General features: G+C 73.9%; 16 protein-coding genes and 1 tRNA gene. 6 read left to right on the forward strand and 11 right to left on the reverse strand.

Annotated elements, in window-relative coordinates; all coding sequences use genetic code 11:
- Window positions 1–35: 35 nt before the first annotated feature.
- From ABT085_RS18270 to paaA, 7 genes are all read right to left on the reverse strand, one after another.
- On the reverse strand, window positions 36–920 hold the full coding sequence (locus ABT085_RS18270) for a glutathione S-transferase C-terminal domain-containing protein (protein WP_351608377.1): 885 nt from the start codon (window positions 918–920) through the stop codon (window positions 36–38).
- 118 nt (window positions 921–1,038) lie between these two features.
- On the reverse strand, window positions 1,039–1,173 hold the full coding sequence (locus ABT085_RS18275) for a putative leader peptide (protein ID WP_351608380.1): 135 nt from the start codon (window positions 1,171–1,173) through the stop codon (window positions 1,039–1,041).
- A gap of 135 nt (window positions 1,174–1,308) precedes the next feature.
- Window positions 1,309–2,442: a 1,2-phenylacetyl-CoA epoxidase subunit PaaE gene (paaE, locus tag ABT085_RS18280; RefSeq protein ID WP_351608383.1), complete on the reverse strand. Its 1,134-nt coding sequence runs from the start codon at window positions 2,440–2,442 to the stop codon at window positions 1,309–1,311.
- Window positions 2,442–2,972, reverse strand: a complete 531-nt coding sequence (gene paaD, locus ABT085_RS18285) for a 1,2-phenylacetyl-CoA epoxidase subunit PaaD (RefSeq protein WP_351608386.1) — start codon at window positions 2,970–2,972, stop codon at window positions 2,442–2,444. The genes paaE and paaD overlap by 1 nt, the downstream gene beginning before the upstream one ends.
- Window positions 2,966–3,817, reverse strand: coding sequence for a 1,2-phenylacetyl-CoA epoxidase subunit PaaC (paaC, locus tag ABT085_RS18290; protein ID WP_351608388.1), 852 nt, complete (start codon window positions 3,815–3,817; stop codon window positions 2,966–2,968). Before paaC ends, paaD begins: the two co-directional genes overlap by 7 nt.
- Window positions 3,818–3,827: 10 nt before the next feature.
- The gene (gene paaB / locus ABT085_RS18295; RefSeq protein WP_152891451.1) at window positions 3,828–4,115 is read right to left on the reverse strand and encodes a 1,2-phenylacetyl-CoA epoxidase subunit PaaB; all 288 of its coding nucleotides are present in this window, start codon (window positions 4,113–4,115) and stop codon (window positions 3,828–3,830) included.
- Window positions 4,112–5,083 carry a 1,2-phenylacetyl-CoA epoxidase subunit PaaA gene (gene paaA, locus ABT085_RS18300; protein ID WP_351608391.1) on the reverse strand — a complete coding sequence of 324 codons (972 nt, stop codon included), beginning with the start codon at window positions 5,081–5,083 and terminating at the stop codon, window positions 4,112–4,114. The genes paaB and paaA overlap by 4 nt, the downstream gene beginning before the upstream one ends.
- A gap of 153 nt (window positions 5,084–5,236) precedes the next feature.
- Between paaA and paaI the strand changes: the two genes are divergently transcribed.
- The 3 genes from paaI (at window position 5,237) to ABT085_RS18315 (ending at window position 8,101) form a co-directional block, all read left to right on the forward strand.
- Entirely contained in the window at window positions 5,237–5,686 is a 450-nt protein-coding gene (paaI, locus tag ABT085_RS18305; RefSeq protein WP_351608394.1) for a hydroxyphenylacetyl-CoA thioesterase PaaI, read from the forward strand.
- Complete coding sequence (gene paaK, locus ABT085_RS18310) at window positions 5,683–7,038, forward strand: phenylacetate--CoA ligase PaaK (RefSeq protein ID WP_351608397.1); 1,356 nt, start codon at window positions 5,683–5,685, stop codon at window positions 7,036–7,038. Before paaI ends, paaK begins: the two co-directional genes overlap by 4 nt.
- A 484-nt stretch (window positions 7,039–7,522) precedes the next feature.
- Window positions 7,523–8,101 carry a GNAT family N-acetyltransferase gene (locus ABT085_RS18315; protein ID WP_351608399.1) on the forward strand — a complete coding sequence of 193 codons (579 nt, stop codon included), beginning with the start codon at window positions 7,523–7,525 and terminating at the stop codon, window positions 8,099–8,101.
- A gap of 145 nt (window positions 8,102–8,246) precedes the next feature.
- On the opposite strand, the gene ABT085_RS18320 is transcribed toward ABT085_RS18315, so the two are convergent.
- Together ABT085_RS18320 and ABT085_RS18325 are read right to left on the reverse strand one after the other, a co-directional pair.
- Window positions 8,247–8,320: transfer RNA gene (locus tag ABT085_RS18320), tRNA-Pro, on the reverse strand.
- Window positions 8,321–8,362: 42 nt separating this feature from the next.
- A complete protein-coding gene (locus tag ABT085_RS18325) occupies window positions 8,363–9,796 on the reverse strand; it encodes an MFS transporter (protein WP_351608402.1) in 1,434 nt (477 codons plus the stop codon).
- A gap of 452 nt (window positions 9,797–10,248) precedes the next feature.
- Between ABT085_RS18325 and ABT085_RS18330 the strand changes: the two genes are divergently transcribed.
- Window positions 10,249–10,830 (forward strand): TetR/AcrR family transcriptional regulator, encoded by a 582-nt coding sequence (locus ABT085_RS18330; protein WP_351608405.1) that lies wholly within the window; start codon window positions 10,249–10,251, stop codon window positions 10,828–10,830.
- Window positions 10,831–10,876: 46 nt separating this feature from the next.
- Here the strand turns inward: ABT085_RS18330 and ABT085_RS18335 are convergent, their stop codons facing one another.
- On the reverse strand, window positions 10,877–11,509 hold the full coding sequence (locus tag ABT085_RS18335; RefSeq protein WP_351608407.1) for an SRPBCC family protein: 633 nt from the start codon (window positions 11,507–11,509) through the stop codon (window positions 10,877–10,879).
- Window positions 11,506–11,868: an ArsR/SmtB family transcription factor gene (locus tag ABT085_RS18340; protein ID WP_351608410.1), complete on the reverse strand. Its 363-nt coding sequence runs from the start codon at window positions 11,866–11,868 to the stop codon at window positions 11,506–11,508. The genes ABT085_RS18335 and ABT085_RS18340 overlap by 4 nt, the downstream gene beginning before the upstream one ends.
- 192 nt (window positions 11,869–12,060) lie before the next feature.
- Between ABT085_RS18340 and ABT085_RS18345 the strand changes: the two genes are divergently transcribed.
- Together ABT085_RS18345 and ABT085_RS18350 are read left to right on the forward strand one after the other, a co-directional pair.
- On the forward strand, window positions 12,061–12,837 hold the full coding sequence (locus ABT085_RS18345) for an SDR family NAD(P)-dependent oxidoreductase (RefSeq protein ID WP_351608413.1): 777 nt from the start codon (window positions 12,061–12,063) through the stop codon (window positions 12,835–12,837).
- Between the two features lie 452 nt (window positions 12,838–13,289).
- A complete protein-coding gene (locus tag ABT085_RS18350) occupies window positions 13,290–20,645 on the forward strand; it encodes an SDR family NAD(P)-dependent oxidoreductase (RefSeq protein WP_351608416.1) in 7,356 nt (2,451 codons plus the stop codon).

Raw genomic sequence — 20,645 nt, forward strand, 5'->3', positions numbered from 1 at the left:
GGAGACGTCACCGGCCCGCCGCCGTGTCCGCGTCCTCACCGCCGGTCGGTGCGGGCCGGGGCCGTCGCGCCGTCGGCCGCGTGGGCGGCCCAGTCAAGGATCTGGACGGCCGACCCGGCCGCCTCCAGGCCCCGGCAGCGGTCGTGGTGACGGCGGGCGATGCCGTCGAGGTCGAGGTGGGCGCCGAAGGCCGGGTGGGCGGTCAGGCGCCGGGCGTAGGCCCACAGGGCCGGGTGGTCGACGAGCCGGTGCACGGCGGCGGCGTCCAGATGGTGGCGGTGCACGGTGTCGAGGGTCACCAGGGTCGCCCACAGCTCCACGTCGGCGGCGGTGAGCCGGTCGCCGGCCAGCCAGGTGCGGCCGGCCAGCCTGCGCTCCAGCGCGCCGAGCGCGGCCAGCAGGGTGTCGAGGGCGGCGGCCCGCTCGTCCTCGGCGGCCCCGGCGCGTCCGGCGTGCTGCGCGGCCTCGTCGATGTTGGACACGCACAGCCACTCGATGGCCTCGGTGCCGTCCGGGTAGAGCGAGGGGCCGTCGCCGCCGAAGCCGCGGGCCAGGTCGCGCATGATGTCCGGGGCGTGGGTGCTGACGATCCGCCCCGACCAGTCGTCGGCGAGCACCGGCGCCAGGGCCGGTCCGGTGTAGCGGTGGGCGCTGGCCTCGTACAGCGGGCGCAGTGCGGTGTGTCCGCCGTCGGGGTCGTCGGGGACCGCCGGCAGCCAGGTCACCGGGCAGGTCTCGGAGAGGCCGAGCAGGCTGTGGGTGACGGCGATGCGCAGCCCCTCGGGACAGGCGGTGGACAGATGGAGCCGGTAGCGGCGCGGTACGGCGTAGTGGCCGCTGCGCGCGTCGCGGCCGAGGCGGCCGCGGAAGGCGGGGGTGACGCGGGCGGAGGACACGGCGGCGAGCGGTGTGACGGTCATGACTCTCCCCGAGAACGATCGCGCGACGGACGCGCGGCGGAAGCGACGTCGGACGGGCGGCCCGGTGCGCTCGGACGGCAGCCCGCGGAAGGCGGCGGCCGGGGCGTGCGGGGCCGGCTCAGACGGCTCGGCCGATCGCACTGCAGACGCGCTGGAGGTCGATGTGACGGCGGGAGGTCAGAAGAGGGGTCGGGCGAGGCGGCGAGGACGGCGAACGGCCCGCACGCGCGGTGACCGGCCCGAGGCAGCCCATGTTTCCCTACCTATTCACTAGGATTCCTATCGGGAGTGTCGGCCCGTCGTGAGCCGTCGTCAAGAGGGCGTTCGGCAAACGGACATGAGAAAGCCCCGGGACGCCTGGATCGCGCCCCGGGGTGTCCCGCTCGGCTCAGCTGTCGAAGTCGACGGTCAGTTTCTCCGACACCGGGAAGGACTGGCAGGTCAGGACGTAGCCCGCGTCGACCTCGCCCGGTTCGAGGGCGAAGTTGCGGCGCATGTCGGCCTCGCCGTCGGTGACCAGCGCGCGGCAGGTGCCGCACACCCCGCCCTTGCAGGCGAAGGGCAGGTCGGGGCGGGTCAGCTGGGCGCCGTCGAGGATGGTGCGGCGGCGGGAGAGGGCCGAGGTGGTGGAGCGGCCGTCGAGGGTGAGGGTCACCTGGCTGACCGGCCCGTCGGCGGTGTCGGTGTCCTCGTCGTGCCGCACCTCGCGGACCGGTTCGTCGTCGGCGTAGAACAGCTCCTGGTGGACGCGCCCGTCCGGCACCCCGAGACCGGCCAGTACCGCCTGGGCGTCGCGGACCATGCCGTGCGGGCCGCACAGCCACCAGTGGTCGGCGCCCTGTACGTCGACGAGGGCGCCGACCAGCGCGCGCAGCCGGTCGGCGTCGAGCCGGCCGGAGAGCACCTCGGCCTCGCGCGGCTCGCGGGAGAGCACGTGGGCGAGCTGGAAGCGGCTGGGGTAGAGGTCCTTGAGGTCCGCCAGTTCGTCGGCGAACATGACGGACCCGGTGCGGCGGTTGCCGTAGAAGAGGGTCACCCGCGAACGGGAGTCGGCGGCGAGGACGGACTCGGCGATGGACACCATGGGCGTGATGCCGGAACCGGCGGCGACCAGGACATGGTGGCCGGGCTCGGTGAGGTCGGGGGTGAACGCGCCGGTGGGCGCCATCACCTCGACCGTGTCGCCGGGGCGCACCTCACGCACCAGCCAGGAGGAGAACAGGCCGCCGGGCACCACGCGCACCCCGATCCGCGGCACGGAACCGGCCGGGGAGCAGATGGAGTACGAGCGGCGCTCGTCGCGCCCGTCGATCTCGCGCCGCAGGGTGAGCGACTGGCCCGGGGCGAACGCGAACTCCTCGGCGCGCTCGTCGGGGATCTCGAAGCTGACGGCGGCGGCGTCCTCGCACAGCGGCTGGACGGCGGCGACCCGCAGCGGGTGGAAGACCGGACGGCGGCGCGGACGTACGGCCGGGGCCGCGGCGGGGGCGTCCGGGGCCGAGGCGGGGGCGGTCGGGGCCATCAGATCTCCTTGACGTACTCGAACGGCTCGCGGCAGGCGAGGCAGCGCCACAGCGCCTTGCACGACGTGGCGGAGAACCGGGAGGTCTCCTCGGTGTCCGCCGAACCGCAGCGGGGGCAGGGCACGGCCGTGCGCCGGGTCGCGGACAGCACCAGCGGCACCGGGCCGGAGGCGGCGCGGCGGGGGGCGGCGCCGGGCGGCGCGATACCGTGCTCGGCGAGCCTGCGGCGCCCCTCGGGGGTGATCCAGTCGGTGGTCCACGGCGGGTCCAGGACGGTACGGATCTCCACCCGGGCGAATCCCGCGGCGCGCAGCCGGGCGGCCACGTCCGCCCGCATCTCGGCCATCGCCGGGCAGCCCGAGTAGGTGGGCGTCAGGCTGGCGACGACCGTGCCGTCCCCCGTCACCTCGACGTCGCGCAGGACGCCGAGGTCGGCCAGGGTCAGCATGGGCAGCTCCGGGTCCGGCACCTGCGCGGCGATGTGCCGGGCGCGCCGGACGTCCGCGGGCGGGGTGGCCGTGGTCACCATGTCGCCTCCGGGTGGGCCCGGGCCAGGCTCTGCAACTCGGCGAGCAGCGGGGCGAGATGCTCGGTGCGGTCGCCGTCGCGGCCGGCTCCGGGCAGCGGTCCTGCGTCGGGCAGGACGAGTCCGGCGGCGTCGAGCACCTGCCCGAGCACGGCCGTCACCTCCTCGCGCACGTCCGCCGCGTCGATCCCGAACCCCGGTCCGGTGGCGAGGAGTTCGTCGACGTACGGGAAGACGTCGGCGAGGGCGGCGCGCATCCTGCGGTGCGACTCGTCCGTGCCGTCGCCGAGGCGTACGGCCCATTCGGCCGCGTACTGCCGGTGGTAGGTCAGCTCCTTGACGCCCTTCGCCGCGATCGCCGCGAGCACGGGGTCGGCGCAGCCGGCCAGCCGCTCGAACAGGGCGAGCCGCCAGGCGGACAGCACCAGCAGCCGCACGACGGAGAACGCGAAGTCGCCGTTGGGCAGTTCGGCCAGCCGTACGTTGCGGAAGTCGTCCGCGTCACGGAAGTAGGCGTAGGCGTCCTCGCCGCGCCCGCTGCCGTCCGCCTGGCCGCAGCGCGCGTACAGCAGCCGGGCCTGGCCGAGGAGGTCGAGGCCGATGTTGGCCAGCGCCACCTCCTCCTCCAGCTCGGGGGCACGGGTGGTCCACTCGGCGAGCCGCTGGGCGGACACCAGGGCGTCGTCGCCGAGCGCCAGGCAGCAGGCGGCCAGCGCCGCGGCGTCCACACCGGCCGGCACGGACGTGTCCACGCCGTGCAGCGGGTCCTCGAATCCGGTGCCGAACGCCCAGCGGGCGTCGTCCTCGTGTCCCTCGGCGAGGGTCAGGTAGAGGTGGTCCTCACTCATGCCCTGCTCCTCAGATGTGCGGGACGTCGTCGGGGATGTCGTAGAAGGTGGGGTGGCGGTAGACCTTGTCCGCGCTGGGCGCGAAGAACGGGTCCTTCTCGTCGCGGGTGGAGGCGGCGATGTGCTCGGAGAGCACCACCCAGATGCTCACGCCTTCGTTGCGCCGGGTGTAGAGGTCGCGGGCGTGGGTCAGCGCCATCTGGTCGTCGGCCGCGTGCAGCGAGCCGACGTGCACGTGGTTGAGACCCCGCTTGCCGCGTACGAACACCTCGTACAGGGGCCAGTCCTGCTGTGTCATGCCGCCGTACCTTCCTGAACCCGCTTGTTCCGCTTCGCCGCGTGGGCGGTGGCCGCCTCACGCACCCAGGCGCCCTCGTCGTGGGCGGCCCGGCGGCGCTCGATCCGCTCGGTGTTGAGCGGGCCGTCGCCCTTGATGACCCGCATCAGCTCGTCCCAGTCCGGGGTGCCGAAGTCGTGGTGGCCGCTCTCCTCGTTCCAGCGCAGGTCCGGGTCGGGCAGCGTGACGCCGAGCTTCTCGGCCTGCGGGACCGTCATGTCGACGAACCGCCGGCGCAGCTCGTCGTTGCTGTGCCGCTTGATCTTCCAGGCCATGGACTGCGCCGAGTTGGGGGAGGCGTCGTCCGGCGGTCCGAACATCATCAGGGACGGCCACCACCAGCGGTTCACGGCGTCCTGGACCATCTCGCGCTGGGCGTCGGTGCCGCGCATCATGGTCAGCAGCAGCTCGTAGCCCTGGCGCTGGTGGAAGGACTCCTCCTTGCAGATCCGCACCATGGCGCGCGCGTACGGTCCGTAGGAGCTGCGGCACAGCGGCACCTGGTTGCAGATCGCCGCGCCGTCCACGAACCAGCCGATCACCCCGACGTCGGCGAAGCTCAGCGTCGGGTAGTTGAAGATCGACGAGTACTTCTGGCGGCCCTCGATCAGCATCTGGGTGAGGTCCGCGCGGTCCACGCCCAGGGTCTCGGCGGCGGAGTACAGGTACAGGCCGTGGCCGGCCTCGTCCTGGACCTTGGCGAACAGGATGGCCTTGCGGCGCAGCGACGGCGCGCGGGTGATCCACTCGCCCTCCGGCTGCATGCCGATGATCTCCGAGTGCGCGTGCTGCGCGATCTGCCGGACCAGGGTCTTGCGGTAGCCCTCCGGCATCCAGTCCCGGGGCTCGATCCGCTGGTCGCGTGCGATCGTCGCGTCGAAGTGCTCCTGGAGGCCCTCGGGGGCGGGCGTGGAGTCTGTCGTGGTCATCTGCACCAGCTTCCCAACCGACCATTCGTTCGGTTCCAGTGTGCCTGTTCCTTCACGACCGGGCAAGACCTTGACAGTCGGCGGCTGCGCGGGATTACGTTGGCGTTGCGCACGCTAACCGAATGTTCGGTCGGTTCACAAGGTGGTGAGATCGTGACGCAGGCCCGTGACACGGCCCCCGGCCCGGCGCAGGAGATGTTCGCCGCGGACGAGGCCTCCCGCAGTCTCGGCATGGAGCTGCTGGAGGTCGGCACGGGAAGCGCCGTGCTGCGGATGACCGTGACCCGCGCCATGGTCAACGGGCATCGCATCGCCCACGGCGGCTATGTGTTCCTGCTGGCCGACACCGCCTTCGCCTGCGCCTGCAACAGCCACGGCCCCGTGACCGTCGCGGCCGGCGCCGACGTCGACTTCGTCGCGCCCGCGTACGAGGGGGACGTCCTCGTCGCGACCGCGACGGAGCGCACCCGGTTCGGCCGCAGCGGTCTGTACGACGTGAGCGTGCTGCGCGGCGACGAGGTGATCGCGGAGTTCCGCGGCCGCAGCCGCACGGTGCGCGGTGCGCAGCAGGTTCGAAGCACACAGAGCAAGGAGTCGCGATGAGCAGCGCAAGCGGACTGACGGGCCCCGCGGCCCCCGGCGGCGGACGGCTCGGGGACCCGCTCCCCGCTGGGCTGCTCGACGACGGCGAGCGCCTGACCCGCGAGCAGCTGCGCGAACTCCAGCTGGAGCGGCTGCGCGCGACGCTGCGGCACGCCTACGACAATGTCGAGTTGTACCGCAGGAAGTTCGACGACGCGGGCGTCAAGCCCGACGACTGCCGCAGCCTGGCGGACCTGTCCCGGTTCCCCTTCACCACCAAGGCCGACCTGCGGGACACCTACCCCTTCGGCATGTTCGCCGTGCCCATGTCCGAGGTGCGCCGGGTGCACGCCTCCAGCGGCACCACCGGACGCCCCACGGTCGTCGGCTACACGGAGAACGACCTCTCCGTCTGGGCGGACGTCGTCGCCCGCTCGATCCGCGCCGCGGGCGGCCGCCCCGGCCACAAGGTCCACATCTCCTACGGCTACGGCCTGTTCACCGGCGGTCTGGGCGCGCACTACGGCGCCGAACGCGCCGGCTGCACGGTGATCCCCGCCTCCGGCGGCATGACCGCGCGCCAGGTGCAGATCATCCAGGACTTCCGGCCCGAGATCATCATGGTCACGCCGTCCTACATGCTCACCCTGCTCGACGAGTTCGAGCGGCAGGGCCTGGACCCGCGCGACAGCTCGCTGAAGGTCGGCATCTTCGGCGCCGAGCCGTGGACCGAGGAGATGCGCCGCGAGATCGAGGAGCGCCTCGACATCCACGCGGTGGACATCTACGGACTGTCCGAGGTGATGGGCCCGGGTGTCGCGCAGGAGTGCGTGGAGACCAAGGACGGGCTGCACGTCTGGGAGGACCACTTTCTCCCCGAGGTCGTCGACCCGATCACCGACGAGGTCATGGCCGAGGGCGACAGCGGCGAACTCGTCTTCACCTCCCTCACCAAGGAGGCGCTGCCGGTCATCCGCTACCGCACCCGCGACCTGACCCGGCTGCTGCCCGGCACCGCCCGGCCCGCCTTCCGCCGGATCGAGAAGATAACCGGCCGCTGCGACGACATGATCATCCTGCGCGGGGTGAACGTCTTCCCCAGCCAGATCGAGGAGATCGTCCTGCGCACCCCCGGGGTGGCCCCGCACTTCCAGGTGCAGCTGAGCCGGCGCGGCCGTATGGACCACATGGTGGTCCAGGTCGAGGCCCGCCCCGGCGCCGGTCCCGAGCAGCGCGAGGCGGCCGTGCGGACCATCGCCCAGGGGGTGAAGGACGGGGTCGGTGTCACCGTGGAGGTGACGGTCGTCGACCCGGAGACCCTGGAGCGCTCGCTCGGCAAGCTCCGCCGGGTGAAGGACCTGCGCGAACAGTGAGCCGCCGGCTCCGCGGCTGATTCCCGCATCCTCCAGGGGGTACGGGACAGCCGCGGGTACGGCGTGACGCTCCGGCCGCGCCGCCGGGGCGCCCGCCACGGGAGGTCGGCCCCGGGCCCACCGGCTGCGGCACGGTGCGGGCACACGAGAACCTGGAGGTACCGAGCGGGCGCCTCCCCCGGTCGAGGTCGACGGCGAGGAAGGCGAAGGAACTCGTTCCGGCAAGGGAGTTGAGAAGGAAGCCCCTTCATGGCCTCGACGTGGGCAACGCCGGCGTTCAGCCCGGGATCAGGTCGCGCAATTTTTCGAAGGTGCTGATCCACACCTGCCGCAGCAGGTTCATCCCGCCCGCGAGAGAGAGTTACCGGGCGCTCGGTCGCGCCGAGGAGCGGACACGTCGTTCTGCCCGCCCGCCGGGAAAACCCGTTGCGAGTGACCCGCATCGGATGTCTGACTGATCGCCCACCGAGCAGGCGGAGGGAACATGAGGACGTCGCTGCCCACCCCCTCGTTGCGCACCGCTCGCCTTCGCCTGCGCGCCTTCGAGGACGCGGATGCGGACGACCTGTTCGCACTGCACAGCAGCGCCTACGTGCTGCGCTACTGGGACGCGCCGCCGTGGAGCGACCGCGTGCGCGCCGAGAGGTTCATCGCGGCCTGCCGGCAGATGGCGCGGGAGGGCAGCGGGGCGCGGCTGGCCGTGGATCGCGTCTCCGACGGCGCGTTCATCGGCTGGTGCAGCCTGAGCAGGTGGAATCCGGACTACCGCAGCGCGTCGCTCGGCTACTGCTTCGCCGATGCGGCGTGGGGCCGCGGCTACGCGACCGAGGCCGCGCGCGCCGTGCTGCGCTGGGCGTTCGACACGCTGGACCTCAATCGCGTCCAGGCCGAGACCGATACGCGCAACGCGGCTTCCGCCCGCGTGCTGGAGAAGCTCGGCTTCGTGCGTGAGGGGACGTTGCGGGAGGACTGCGTCGTCGACGGCGAGGTCTCCGACTCGTGGGTCTACGGGCTGATCAGACGGGAGTGGCAGCCGCCGTCCGAGCCGGTTCCCGCCCACTGAGCAGCGTCGCCCAGCGCCCGGTACCGGCCAACCCCAGGCAACTGATGCGCTGGTCCCCGTCTGGTTCCCGTCCGGTCCCCGGGAAAGTTCGAGGGGCCGTCTCAGATGTCCTCTGAAACGGCCCCTCGATCTGCGACTTCGCAAGTCGGGACGACAGGATTTGAACCTGCGACCCCTTGACCCCCAGTCAAGTGCGCTACCAAGCTGCGCCACGTCCCGGTGCGAATTCCGCGGCGAACCGCGTGATCACGCAGGTCAACACTACCGTACGCGCACGGGTGCCTGCGTCGCGGCGCCCGTCGCGCGGGGCGGGCCGAGCGGGCCGGCGGTGCGCTTGACCGGGACCAGGAGGGCGGCCAGGGCCGCGCCGAGGCACAGCAGGGCGAGCAGGGCGAAGGCGTGGGTGTAGCCGGAGGCGTAGGGCAGGCCCGAGGGCTGGAGCCGGCCGGTCACCAGGACCCCGGTCACCGCGGCGCCGACCGAGCCGCCGATGGTGCGGATGTTGGCGTTCATACCGGTCGCGGCGCCGGTCTGCTCGGGCGGGACGCTGCCGACGACGAGGTTGGCCATCGAGGCGAAGGCCAGTCCGATGCCCAGGCCGAACACGCCCGCGACGAGCGCGACCTGCCACCGGGTGTCGTGCCAGAGGGTGAGGAAACCGAGGGCGAGGGCGCCGAGGGCCGCACCGGCGGTGAGCAGCGCCTTGGCTCCGACGCGCGGTTCCAGCCGTCCGCCCAGCACACCCGAGAGGAACATGGCGACCAGCATGGGCACCATCAGCAGCCCGGACGCGGTGACGCTCGCCCCGAAGCCGTAGCCGGCCGAGCCGGGGGTCTGGACGAAGCCGGGCAGGAAGGACCAGATCGAATACATCCCGGCGCCGAACAGCAGCGCGGCGAGGTTGGTCGTCCACACGGCGGGCAGCCTCATCACCCGCAGGTCGATCAGCGGGCTGGCGGAGCGGGCCTCGGACCGCAGCCACAGCGCGCACACCAGCGCGGCCAGGGCGAACAGCCCGATCACCCGGGGGGACCCCCAGCCCCACCGGCCGGCCTGGCTGAGCGGCAGCAGCAGGGCGACGAGCCAGCCGGACAGCAGTACGGCACCGGCCCAGTTGACCCGGCCCGCGGACCTGCGGGGCGACTCGGGGACGTAGCGCAGGGCGATGAGGACGGTGGCGGCGACCACGGCGACCGGGATCCAGAACAGCCAGCGGTAGTCGAGCGCGGAGACGATGGGGCCGGCGGCGACCATGCCGACTCCCCCGCCCGCGGCGATCACCGCGGAGAGGTTGCTGATGCTGCCGCTGACCTCGGCCGGGGCGAACTCGTCGCGGATGATGCCGAAGGCCAGCGGGAACAGCGCGCCGCCGATGCCCTGGACGATCCGGGCGACGATCAGCACGCCGATGTTCGGCGCGAGCGCGGCGAGCAGGCAGCCCGCGAGCACGGCCACCAGGACGGCGACCAGGGTGCGCTTCTTGCCCATGAGGTCGCCGACGCGGCCGAGGATCGGGGTGAAGACCGAGGCGGACAGCAGATAGGCGGTCATCACCCAGGTCGCGGTGGACTGAGAGGTGTGCAGCGCGTGCTGGACGGTCGGCAGGGCCGGCGCGATCAGCGACTGCAGCATGGAGAACACGCCCGCACCGGTCGCGAGGACCGCGAAGGTGAGGCGGGTGGACGTGCGGGGCATGGAGGGTCTCTCCGAATCCGGGCAGGGGTCGGGTACGTGCGGGCACGGGGCGGCCGGAGGCATCCGGCCGTGGCCGTGCCGGGTGGTGCGTCGCGGCGTGCCACGGGGCGGCGCCGGGCATGCCGACGGCCGCGGCTGACGCCGCGCGGGACGATGGCGGGGGCATGACGTGGTGACGACGGTGTCGTGACGTCGTGCGATGACGTGCAGTGCAGTGACGCGCAGTGACGTACGAAGGAGCGTGTCGCGGCCGGAGTGCGGCGCGGTGGATCGTGACGGGAGCGCGAGGGACGCGCGGCGGAAGCGGACTGGGGCGCGGCGGAGCGGTCGCGGGCGTGACGCGGTGGGGCGCGATCACGACCGCCGCAACCCCGCACTGCTAAAGTGGAGGTACCCCTCCACTGTAACGGAGGTACCCCTCCGTTTCAACCCAGTCCGCCCGGGAGGCAGCAGTGACGGCTCGGTCCTTTCCCGTCAGCGAGGTCGTCGCGGCCCAGCGGCCGCACCGCAAGGACGCGGCACGCAACTTCGACGCACTGCTGGCCGCCGCGCGTGAGGCGTTCGCCGAGCACGGCTCGGAGGCGTCGCTGGAGGACATCGCCCGCCGCGCGAACGTCGGCATCGCCACGCTGTACCGCAACTTCCCGACCCGCCGCGCGCTCTTCGAGAGCGTCTACGCGGACGAGGTGAACGAGCTGTGCCGGGTCGCGACGGAGGTGGTGGACGAGCTGGAGCCGTGGGAGGCACTGACGGCCTGGCTGAACCGCTTCGCGGGCTACCTGGTCACCAAGCGTGCCGTGCGCGAGGCGCTGGAGGACGAGTCGGAGATCTTTCTGGCCTGCCGGGACTCGATGTACGCGGCGGGCGGTCCGCTCTTCGAGCGGGCACAGCGGGCCGGAGCGGCCCGCCCGGACATGGATTTCGGCGATCTGCTGCGCCTGATCGCGGGCATCACGGCGACCTCCTTCGTGGACGACGCGCAGCGCGCCCGCGTCCTGGCCATCGCCCTGGACGGAGTACGCGCCGCACGCTGAGACCGCTCGGGCCGGAATCCCGGCTCCCGCCGGCCGGCCCGCCCCCTCACTCCGTCCCGGTGTACGCGGCCGTGGTCCGCCGGGCCGACTCGCGCGCCCGGGTCTCGTCCTCGCCGCCCGCGATGTTCGCCGCGCCCCAGGCCTCGCTGCTCGCGACGACGAACCGGCGGCCCTCCTCGGAGCCGAACCAGGCCATGGCCGCGGCCGGGTCGACCTGTTCGCCGGTGGCCAGGTGCAGGGACAGGCCCACGAGCGCCATGTCCCAGCCGACCCCGACGGCCCCCGGCCCGAACTCGGCCCACTTCGTGTCGTCGACGTGGGCGATGTGCTCCAGCTCGAAGCGGGTCGCGTTCTCGCCCTGCGGCGTCAGGCGCAGTTCGATCCAGCTCACCTCGCCGCCGAACTCCCAGGTCGCGAAGAAGCTCTTGGGCGGGTCGCAGCGCTCGACCGTGCCGCCCGCGTTGCCCTGGAGCTGGTAGTGGCCGCCGGGGCGGAGCTCGCCCTCGACCGGCAGGAACCAGCGGGGGATCCGCTCGGGGTTGGTGCAGGCGTCCCAGACGTCGTCGAGCGGGGCGTCGTACGTCTGGCTCACGACGACCACACGGGCCTCGCCGGCCTTGAAGTCTCGCTTGCCGACCTGTCGGCGTACGGCGTTGATCTGGTGGGTGACATCGATCACGGGGTGCTCCTCGGGGGTTCGTCGGCGTCGCGCAGCCGGCGCTCTCGCCGGCCGCGGGCCAGTTCCGTGGCCAGGGCGTCCAGGTGCGGGGTCCAGAAGCGGCGGAACCGGTCGAGCCAGGCGTCGATGTCCCGCAGCGGTTCGGAGTTCACCGCGTACAGACGGCGGGTCCCCTCGGGGCGCACCGTCGCGAAGCCGTTCTCCCGCAGCACCTTCAGATGCTGCGAGACGCCGGGCTGCGATATCCCGAACTCCGCCCGGACGATCTCGCCGACCGCGCCGGAGGTCATCTCCCCGTCGGCCAGCAGCTCAAGGATCCGTCGGCGTACCGGGTCGCCGAGGACGTCGAAGGCGTGCACCCGGCCAACATATCAGCAGGCACTTATATAAGCAGCCACTGAAGGAGACCTCGCGCCACGGATCTCGCGCCGCGGGTCTCGTACCCCCCTCCTCCCAAACCCGTCCGTGCACATGCCTGTCACTCTTCGCCGCGCCCCGCTACAACCTGGGGGCACACGGATCGCCTTCGCCCGAGCGCTGGAGGTACGGACATGAGCGGGCAGGACTTCTCCGGCCGGGCGGGCACCGCGTTCGTCGCGGGCGGCACCGGCGCCGTCGGGGCGGCGGTCGTCCGGGTGCTGGCCGAGCGCGGCAGCGACGTGACGTTCACCTACCGCAGCGACGCGGTGGCGGCCAGGGCTCTGGCGGACGAGGTGGACAAGCACGGCGGACGGGTCCGCGCGGTGCGACTGGACCTCCGCGACGAGACGGCCACGGCCGCCGCGGTGTCCGGGGCCGCCCGGACCCGCGGCGGACTGCACACGGTGGTGTACGCCGCCGGGCCGCACGTGCCGATGCTGCATCTGAGCCAGGTCGCGCCACAGCAGTACCGGGCCCAGCTGGAGGGCGACGCGGTGGCGTTCTTCAACCTGGTCCACCCCTGTCTGCCGCTGCTGCGGGAGAGCCGGGGCGGCATCGTCGCGGTCACCACGGTCGCCACGCGCCGCTTCCCGGTCCGTGACGGGCTGTCGTCGGGGGCCAAGGGGGCGGTCGAGGCGGTGGCGCGGGCCCTGGCCGCCGAGGAGGGGCGCTACGGCGTCCGCGTGAACTGCGTGGCTCCCGGCATGCTCACCGACGGCATCGCGGCACGGCTCATCGACTCCGGGGACCTCGACGAGCGGGCCCTCGCCGCCGCCCGGCGCGCCATCCCGCTGCGCCGCTTCGGCGAGGCGGGGGACATCGCGGAGGCGGTCGCGTTCCTCGCCTCGGACCGGGCCGGGTTCATCACCGGACAGGCGCTGGGGGTGGACGGCGGATACAGCGCGTGAACGGCGTACCGGACAATCGCCGGCGTCCGCGGAAGCCGGCACGCACCCTTCCCGGTCACTTCAAGATCGCTCCGTGGAATTCCCCCGCACCCGTCGCACGAGGGGAAAGGGCACCCCGATTCGGACATGCCACACCAAAGAAAGTTCCATATTCACCTATCGGTGTTTCGTCGATGTGTGAGGAGAGTGAACAGCCCGGCATCATCAAGGAATTGCTCCGATTTCCGACGCCTCTTCCGGCGCCCGCGACTGACCGAATCAATGCGCCCGCTTACTGCCCCGCTGTTTCAACATTGACCAGTCAGTAATAACGGGGCTACCTTTCAACCCGTTTCGAGCACGATCTTTGATCGGTGTTCCCGGTCCCCTCGGGTCCGGCCGGAATCCGACGCGCCGCCATCGTTGTCGTACCGCACCCCCCACCATGCAGTCTCAGCTTGATTCGGAGAATCATGACGTCTGCTGTGCGTTCCGAGGACATGATCATCGGCATCACCCCGTTCGGCGAACCCGACGCCGGACTCGCGGCGGCGGTGTGCCGGGCCGGCGGGCTCGGCGTACTCGACCTGGGCGACGGGGACCGAAGATCCCGTGACGCTCTGAGCCGGATGCGCCGGCTGGCCCCGGGCCCGTTCGGGGTCCGGATCGGCGCCCGCTGCCGGCTGGACCCCGCCGACCTGGAACCGGGGAGCGAGGACGCGGGACGGCCGGACACGGTGGTACTCGCGGTGGACGCGCCGTGGCGGGCCGAGGACGTGGCGGCCGGTCACCGGGTGCTGGTGGAGGTCACGGATCTCGACGGGGCGCGGGCCGCGGTCCGCGCCGGGGCGTACGGGCTGATCGCCCGCGGCAGCGAGTGCGGCGGCCGGGTCGGCGAACTGAGCACCTTCGTCCTGCTCCAGCAGCTGCTCGCCGCGCCCGGCATGCCGCTCCCCGTCTGGGCCTGCGGCGGAATCGGCCTCCGGACGGCGGCCGCCGCGATGGCCGGCGGGGCGGCCGGGGTCGTCCTGGACGGCCAGCTCGCGCTGCTGGCCGAGTCGTCGCTGCCGGAGGCGGCCGCCGCGCGGCTGCGGTCCCTGGACGGTTCGGAGACGGTGGTGCTGTCCGGTCACCGGGTGCTGCCGCGCCGTGGCCCGGACGCGCCGCGCATCGACGGCACCGACCCGGCGACGGTGGCCGCGGCACTTGGGGCGCAGGATCCGCGCACCCGGTTGCTGCCGGTGGGCCAGGACGGCTTCCTCGCGGCCCGGTTCGCGAGCCGCTTCGGTGATGTGCGCGGGACGGTGCGCGCGCTGACCGACGCGGTGCGCGAGGTCGTGGGCGACGACGTGGCCGCCGGGGCGCTGGGCGCGGGCTCCCCGATGAGCCGGGCGCTCGGCACCCGGCTGCCCGTCGCGCAGGGGCCGATGACCCGGGTCAGCGACCGTGCCGGGTTCGCGACGGCGGTCGCCGCGGACGGCGCGCTGCCGTTTCTCGCCCTGGCGCTGGCGGACGGCGCCCGCACCCGGGCGATGCTGACCGAGACCCGGGCCGCGGTCGCCGGGCGGCCCTGGGGGGTCGGCGTACTCGGCTTCGCGCCGGAGGAGGTGCGGACCGCCCAGCTGGAGGCGGTACGGGAACTGCGGCCGACGCACGCCGTCATCGCGGGCGGGCGCCCGTCCCAGGCGCAGGCGCTGGAGCGGGACGGGATCCGAACCTTCCTGCACGCGCCCTCGCCGGGACTGCTGCGGCAGTTCCTGGAGGCCGGGGTCCGCCGGTTCGTGTTCGAGGGCTCCGAGTGCGGCGGGCACGTCGGTCCGCGCGGCAGCTTCCCGCTCTGGGAGGCACAACTCGCGGTCCTGGAGGACTTCCTGGACGTGGCCGACGGGAACGGCGGGAACGGCACGGGCGGCACGGGCGGCAGAACCGGTGGGCGCGGCGGGCAGGACGGGCGGGACGCGCGCGGCGGGAACGGCGGACAGGACGGACGGGACGGGCGCAGCGGGAGTGCGGCCGGCGCGCTGGAGGTGTTCTTCGCGGGCGGTGTGCACGACGAGCGCTCGGCGGCGATGGTCGCCGCGCTCGCGGCACCGCTGACCGCGCGCGGGGCCGCCGTCGGGGTCCTCATGGGCACCGCCTACCTGTTCACCGAGGAGGCGGTCGCGCTCGGGGCGATCCAGCCGCTCTTCCAGCGCCGGGTACGGGCCGCCGAGCGCACCACGCTCCTGGAGACCGCGCCCGGTCACGCCACCCGCTGCGTCCCGAGCCCCTTCACCACCGGTTACCGCGAGCACGAGGGGCGGCTGCGGTCCGCGGGCCTGCCCGACCGGCGGATCTGGGAGGAGCTGGAACAGCTCAACATCGGGCGGCTGCGCCTCGCGAGCAAGGGCGTGGACCGCGACGACGGCGGGGCGCTCAGGCCGGTCGACGAGGAACGCCAGCTCACCGACGGCATGTTCATGGCCGGGGAGGTGGCCGTGCTGCGCTCCGCCACCACCACGGTCGCGGCGCTGCACCGGTCGGTGACCACCGGGGCCGCCGGGTTCCTCGCGGAGCGGACGGCACGGCTGCGCGACCGGCTCGACGCCCGGCCGGGGCAGCGGCCGGGCGGCTCCGGACCCCGGGAGCCGGTGGTGCCCGCGCCGCTGGACGTCGCGGTCGTCGGGATGGCCTGCATGTTCCCCGAGGCGCCCGACCTCCCCACCTTCTGGGCGAACGTCGTCGGCGGCCGGGACGTGGTCGGCGAGGTGCCGCCCGAGCGGTGGGACCCGGCCGTGCACTACGACGCGCAGGGCACCGGCGGCGCCACCCCCTCCCGATGGGGCGGCTTCCTGCCCCGCATCCCCTTCGACCCGCTGCGCTACGGCATCCCGCCGGCCTCCCTCGGCAGCATCGAGCCGGTCCAGCTGCTCGCCCTGGAGGCCGCCCGGCGCGCCCTGGACGACGCCGGATACGGCGACGGGGGACGGGAGTTCGACCGCTCCCGCACCTCGGTGGTGTTCGGCGCGGAGGCGGGCAGCGACCTGTCCAACGCGGCCACGCTGCGCGCCGTGCTCCCGTCGTACCACGGGCGCGTCCCCGAGGGCCTGGACGGCCAGTTGCCCCGGCTGACCGAGGACTCCTTCCCGGGCATGCTCGCCAACGTGATCTCCGGGCGGATCGCCAACCGGCTCGACCTCGGCGGCGCCAACTTCACCGTCGACGCCGCCTGCGCCTCCTCGCTGGCCGCGGTGGACGTCGCGTGCAAGGAACTCGTCGGCGGCACCAGCGACGTGGTGCTGTGCGGCGGCGCCGACCTGCACAACGGCATCAACGACTACGTCCTGTTCGCCTCGGTGCACGCGCTCTCCCCCACCGGTCGCTCCCGCTCCTTCGACGGCTCGGCGGACGGCATCGCGCTCGGCGAGGGCGTCGCCTGCGTCGTACTGAAGCGGCTCGCGGACGCCGAGCGGGACGGCGACCGGATCTACGGGGTGATCAAGGGCCTGGGCAGTTCCAGCGACGGCCGCTCGCTGGGCCTGACCGCGCCCCGCCCCGAGGGCCAGCGCTCGGCGCTGGAGCGGGCCTACCGCAACGCGGGTGTCTCCCCGGCGGACGTCGGGCTCGTCGAGGCGCACGGCACCGGGACCGTGGTCGGCGACCGCACCGAACTGACCGTGCTCGGCGAGGTGTTCGGCGCGGCCGGGGCCGAGCCGGGCAGTTGTGTGCTCGGTTCGGTCAAGTCGCAGATCGGGCACACCAAGTGCGCCGCCGGACTGGCCGGGCTGATCAAGACCGTGCTGGCGCTGTACACCGGAGTCCGGCCGCCCACCCTGCACCTGGAGCACCCCAACGCGGCCTGGGACGCGGAGCGCAGCCCGTTCGTCTTCCACACCCGGGCCCGGCCGTGGGCGGCTCCGGCAGGGCAACGGCTCGCCGGTGTCAGCGCGTTCGGCTTCGGCGGGACCAACTTCCACGTGGTGCTGGGGGCGTACGCGCACGGCGCCCCGCCGGCCGGGACGCTGGACGTCTGGCCGGCCGAACTCTTCCTGTTCCGGGGCCGGGACACCGCGGCGGCGCACCGGGCCGTCGAGGAGCTGCTCGCGGCCGCCGAGGCCGAGGGCCGGCCGTGGCGGCTGCGCGACCTGGCGCTGAGCGCGGCCCGCCGGGCCGACATCTGCCCGGATCCGGCGCGGGTCGCGGTCGTGGCCGCCGACGTGGACGAACTGATCGTACGGCTGCGGCAGGCGCTGGCCGGCGAGCACGATCCGGCGCACGGCGTCCATCTCGCCGACGGTCCCACCGCCCCTCCCGCCCAGGACCCGGCCGAGGGCAAGGTCGCCTTCCTGTTCCCCGGCCAGGGCAGCCAGCGCCCCGGCATGCTCGCCGACCTGTTCGTCGCGCTCCCCGAGCTGCGCCACTACCTCGAACTCGGCGCCGACCAGGCGGACCGGCTGTACCCGCCCGCCGCCTTCGAGGACGGCGCACACGACCGGCAGCGGGCGGCGCTCACCGACACCCGGGCCGCGCAGCCCGCCCTCGGCATCACCGGACTCGCCGCCCACGCCCTGCTCACCACGGCCGGGGTGCGGCCGGACATGGCCGCCGGGCACAGCTACGGCGAACTGGTCGCCCTGAGCGCGGCCGGCGCCCTCGACCCCGAGACGCTGCTCGCGCTCAGCCACGAACGGGCGGCGGCGATCCTCGCGGCCGCCGGGGCGGACCACGGGGCGGACCCGGGCACCATGGCCGCGGTCACGGCCGGCGCCGCCGAGGTCACCGAGGCCCTGCGGACGGCGGGGGCACCGGCCACGGTGGTCGTCGCCAACCGCAACGCCCCCCGCCAGACGGTGATATCCGGCCCGGCCGACGACGTCACGGACGCCGTACGGCTGCTGCGCGAGGCGGGGTACGGCGCCCAGCGCATCCCCGTGGCCTGCGCGTTCCACAGCCCCCTGGTCGCCGCGGCCGGCGAGCGGTTCGCGGCGGCGCTCGCGGCCCGGCCGGTGCGCGCGCCGGAGTTCCCGGTGTGGTCCAACCGCACCGCGCGGCCGTACGCCGCCGACCCGGACGCGGTACGGGCCGGACTCGCCGCGCAGATCGGCGCCCCCGTCGGGTTCGTCGAGCAGATCGAGGCGATGTACGAGGCGGGTGCGCGGACCTTCGTCGAGGCCGGTCCCGGCTCCGTGCTGACCCGGCTGACCGGACAGATCCTCGGCGACCGGCCGCACCGGACGGTGGCCTGCGAACCGCATGCGGACAGCGGACTGCGCGGCTGGCTGGACGCCCTGGCCCGGCTGGCCGTCGCGGGACTGCCGGTGCGCACCGGCCCGCTGCTGCGCGGCCGCGACGCCGTCGACGCGGTGCGTACGCCCGTGCCGAAGCGGCCCGGCTGGACGGTCGACGGACAGTTGGTACGCACCGCCGCCGGAGACCTCCTTCCCGGTGCGCTCGCACCGGCCCGACGAGTCGTGGAGACGACTGTGCCGACGAACCCCCCGCACGCGGTCCCGTCCGACCCGTACGGCCACCACGGCCCGCACGGTCAGAACCGCCAGGCCGCCCAGGACGCGCTGATCGCCGAATTCCTGCGCACCAGCCGCGAGATGATCGCCGCCCAGCGCGATGTGCTGATGACCTATCTCGGAGCGCCGGCCGGGGAGCGGACGGCCGCGCCGCCCGCCGCCGTCCCGCTGCCCCCGCAGGCCGCCGCACCGCAGGCTGAGCCGCCGCGCGCGTCTGTGCCGTCGCCCCAGCCGCCGCCGGTCACCGCATCGTCGGCCGCCGAGGCGGTCGGCACCGGGGCCGCACCGGTCGCGGGACCCGACGTCGGGCAGCTGGTCCTGGAGATCATCAGCGAGCGCACCGGCTATCCCCTCGACATGATCGAGCCCGATCTGGACCTGGAGGCCGACCTCAGCGTCGACTCCATCAAGCGGGCCGAGATCGCCGGTGAACTGGCCCGGCGCCTGGGCGCCGGGAGCGGCACGGACCTCGCCGGTCTCGACGACGCCGAGATGGAGGAACTGGCGAAGGCACGGACGGCCGCCGCGGTGACCGACTGGCTGACCGCACGGCTCTCCGGACCCGCCGAGGCGACCGAGACGGCTGATACAGCTGATACAGCTGAGATACCTGAGTCGGCTGAAGCGACCGAGGTGACCGAAGCGAGCGACGCGGTCGAGGTGCAGCGGGCGGACGGGGCGGCCGAAGCCGTGTCGGCGGCCCACGACGCGACGGTGCCCGACGACGAGACGCATGACGACGAGGTGCACGACACGGCCGTGCGCGGCGAGGCGCCCAAGCGGTATCTCCTGCGGTCGGTGCCCCTCGGACCGCAGGACGGTGAGGCGGATCCGGCGGCCGAGCTGTCCGGGACCCGGTGGGTCGTCCTCGGCGACGCTCCCGAGATCGGCGCCCGGCTCGCCTCGTACGGCGCCGAGGTCGCCGTACGCGACCGGGACCATCTGCTCACGCAGGACGACGGCCGGATGGACGGGGTCGTGTATCCCGTGACGGGTGACACGCCGGTGCTGCCGGACGCCTTCCCCGTCCTGAAGGCCGCCCTGGCCCGGGGACCGCACCGGCTGCTGGCCCTGCGGCCCGTCCACGGGGACGCGCCGGACACCGTGGCGGCGGGGCTGCGCGGCTTCTTCCGCACCGTGGAACGCGAGTACCCGCTCACGGTCGCACGGACGGTGGAGGTGGCCACCGCATCGGCCGCCCCGGACCCGACGACCGTCACGAGCACACCGACCGTCAGGAACACCCCGGCCGTCGCGAACACCCCGGCCGTCACGAACACGCTGACCGTCGCGGAGGCGCTGCTGCTCGCGGACGCGCTGGTCGACGAGGTGTGCGCGCCCGACCGCACCCCGGTCGTGCTGCGCCGGCCGGAGGGCCGGTTCGGTCTGGAGCTCGCCGAGGCACCGCTGGGCATCCTCGGCAGCACCGGCGCCGGACCGGCCGGTGCCGGAGCGGCCGAGGCCGCCGCGCTCGGCCTGGACCGGGACGCGGTGGTCCTGCTGGCCGGCGGGGCACGCGGCATCACCGCGCAGTGCGCCGTGGCCCTCGCCGCGGCGGCCGGGTGCCGGCTCGAACTGCTCGGCAGGACACCCGCGCCGGACGGCCCGGAGGATCCGGACACGGCCGCCGCCCGCACCCCGGCCGCACTGCGCGCGGCGCTCGCCGCCCGCGGCGGGATGACGCCGGCCGCGATCAACCGGGTCGCCGGACTCCTGCTCGCCCAGCGGGAGATCACCGCCACGCTGGCGGAACTCGGGGCGCTCGGCAGCCGGGTGCGCTACCGCTGCGTCGACTTCCGGGAGCCCGAGGCGGTGCTCCAGGCGGTGAAGGAGATCCACGCCGAGCACGGCCGTCTCGACGGCGTCGTCTACGCGGCCGGGGTGATCGAGGACCGGGTCGTCGCCGAGAAGACGCCCGAGTCCTTCCAGCGGGTCTACGGCACCAAGGCGACCGGCGCCGACGCCCTGCTCACCGCGCTGGAGGAGCTGCCCGACGGGCCCGCGTTCAGCGTGCTGTTCGGCAGTGTCTCCGGGGTCCTGGGCAACCGGGGCCAGGCGGACTACGCGGCCGCCAACGACGCGCTCCAGACGCTCGGCGCGGCCTGGGCCGCCCGCACCGGGCACCGGGCGCTGACGGTGCACTGGGGACCGTGGGCGCCGGCCGCCCGGCACGGCGGCATGGTGGGCCCGGAACTGGCCCGCGCCTACGGCCGCCGGGGCATCCGTCTGATCGACCCCGAGGAGGGCACCGCGGCCCTGCTGCGCGAGCTCGCCTGGGGCGACGCGTCGACGACCGCCGTCGTCTACACCGCCTCGGGCTGGTGA

This window comes from Streptomyces sp. NPDC002265, assembly GCF_040296125.1.
Classification (GTDB): Bacteria; Actinomycetota; Actinomycetes; order Streptomycetales; family Streptomycetaceae; genus Streptomyces.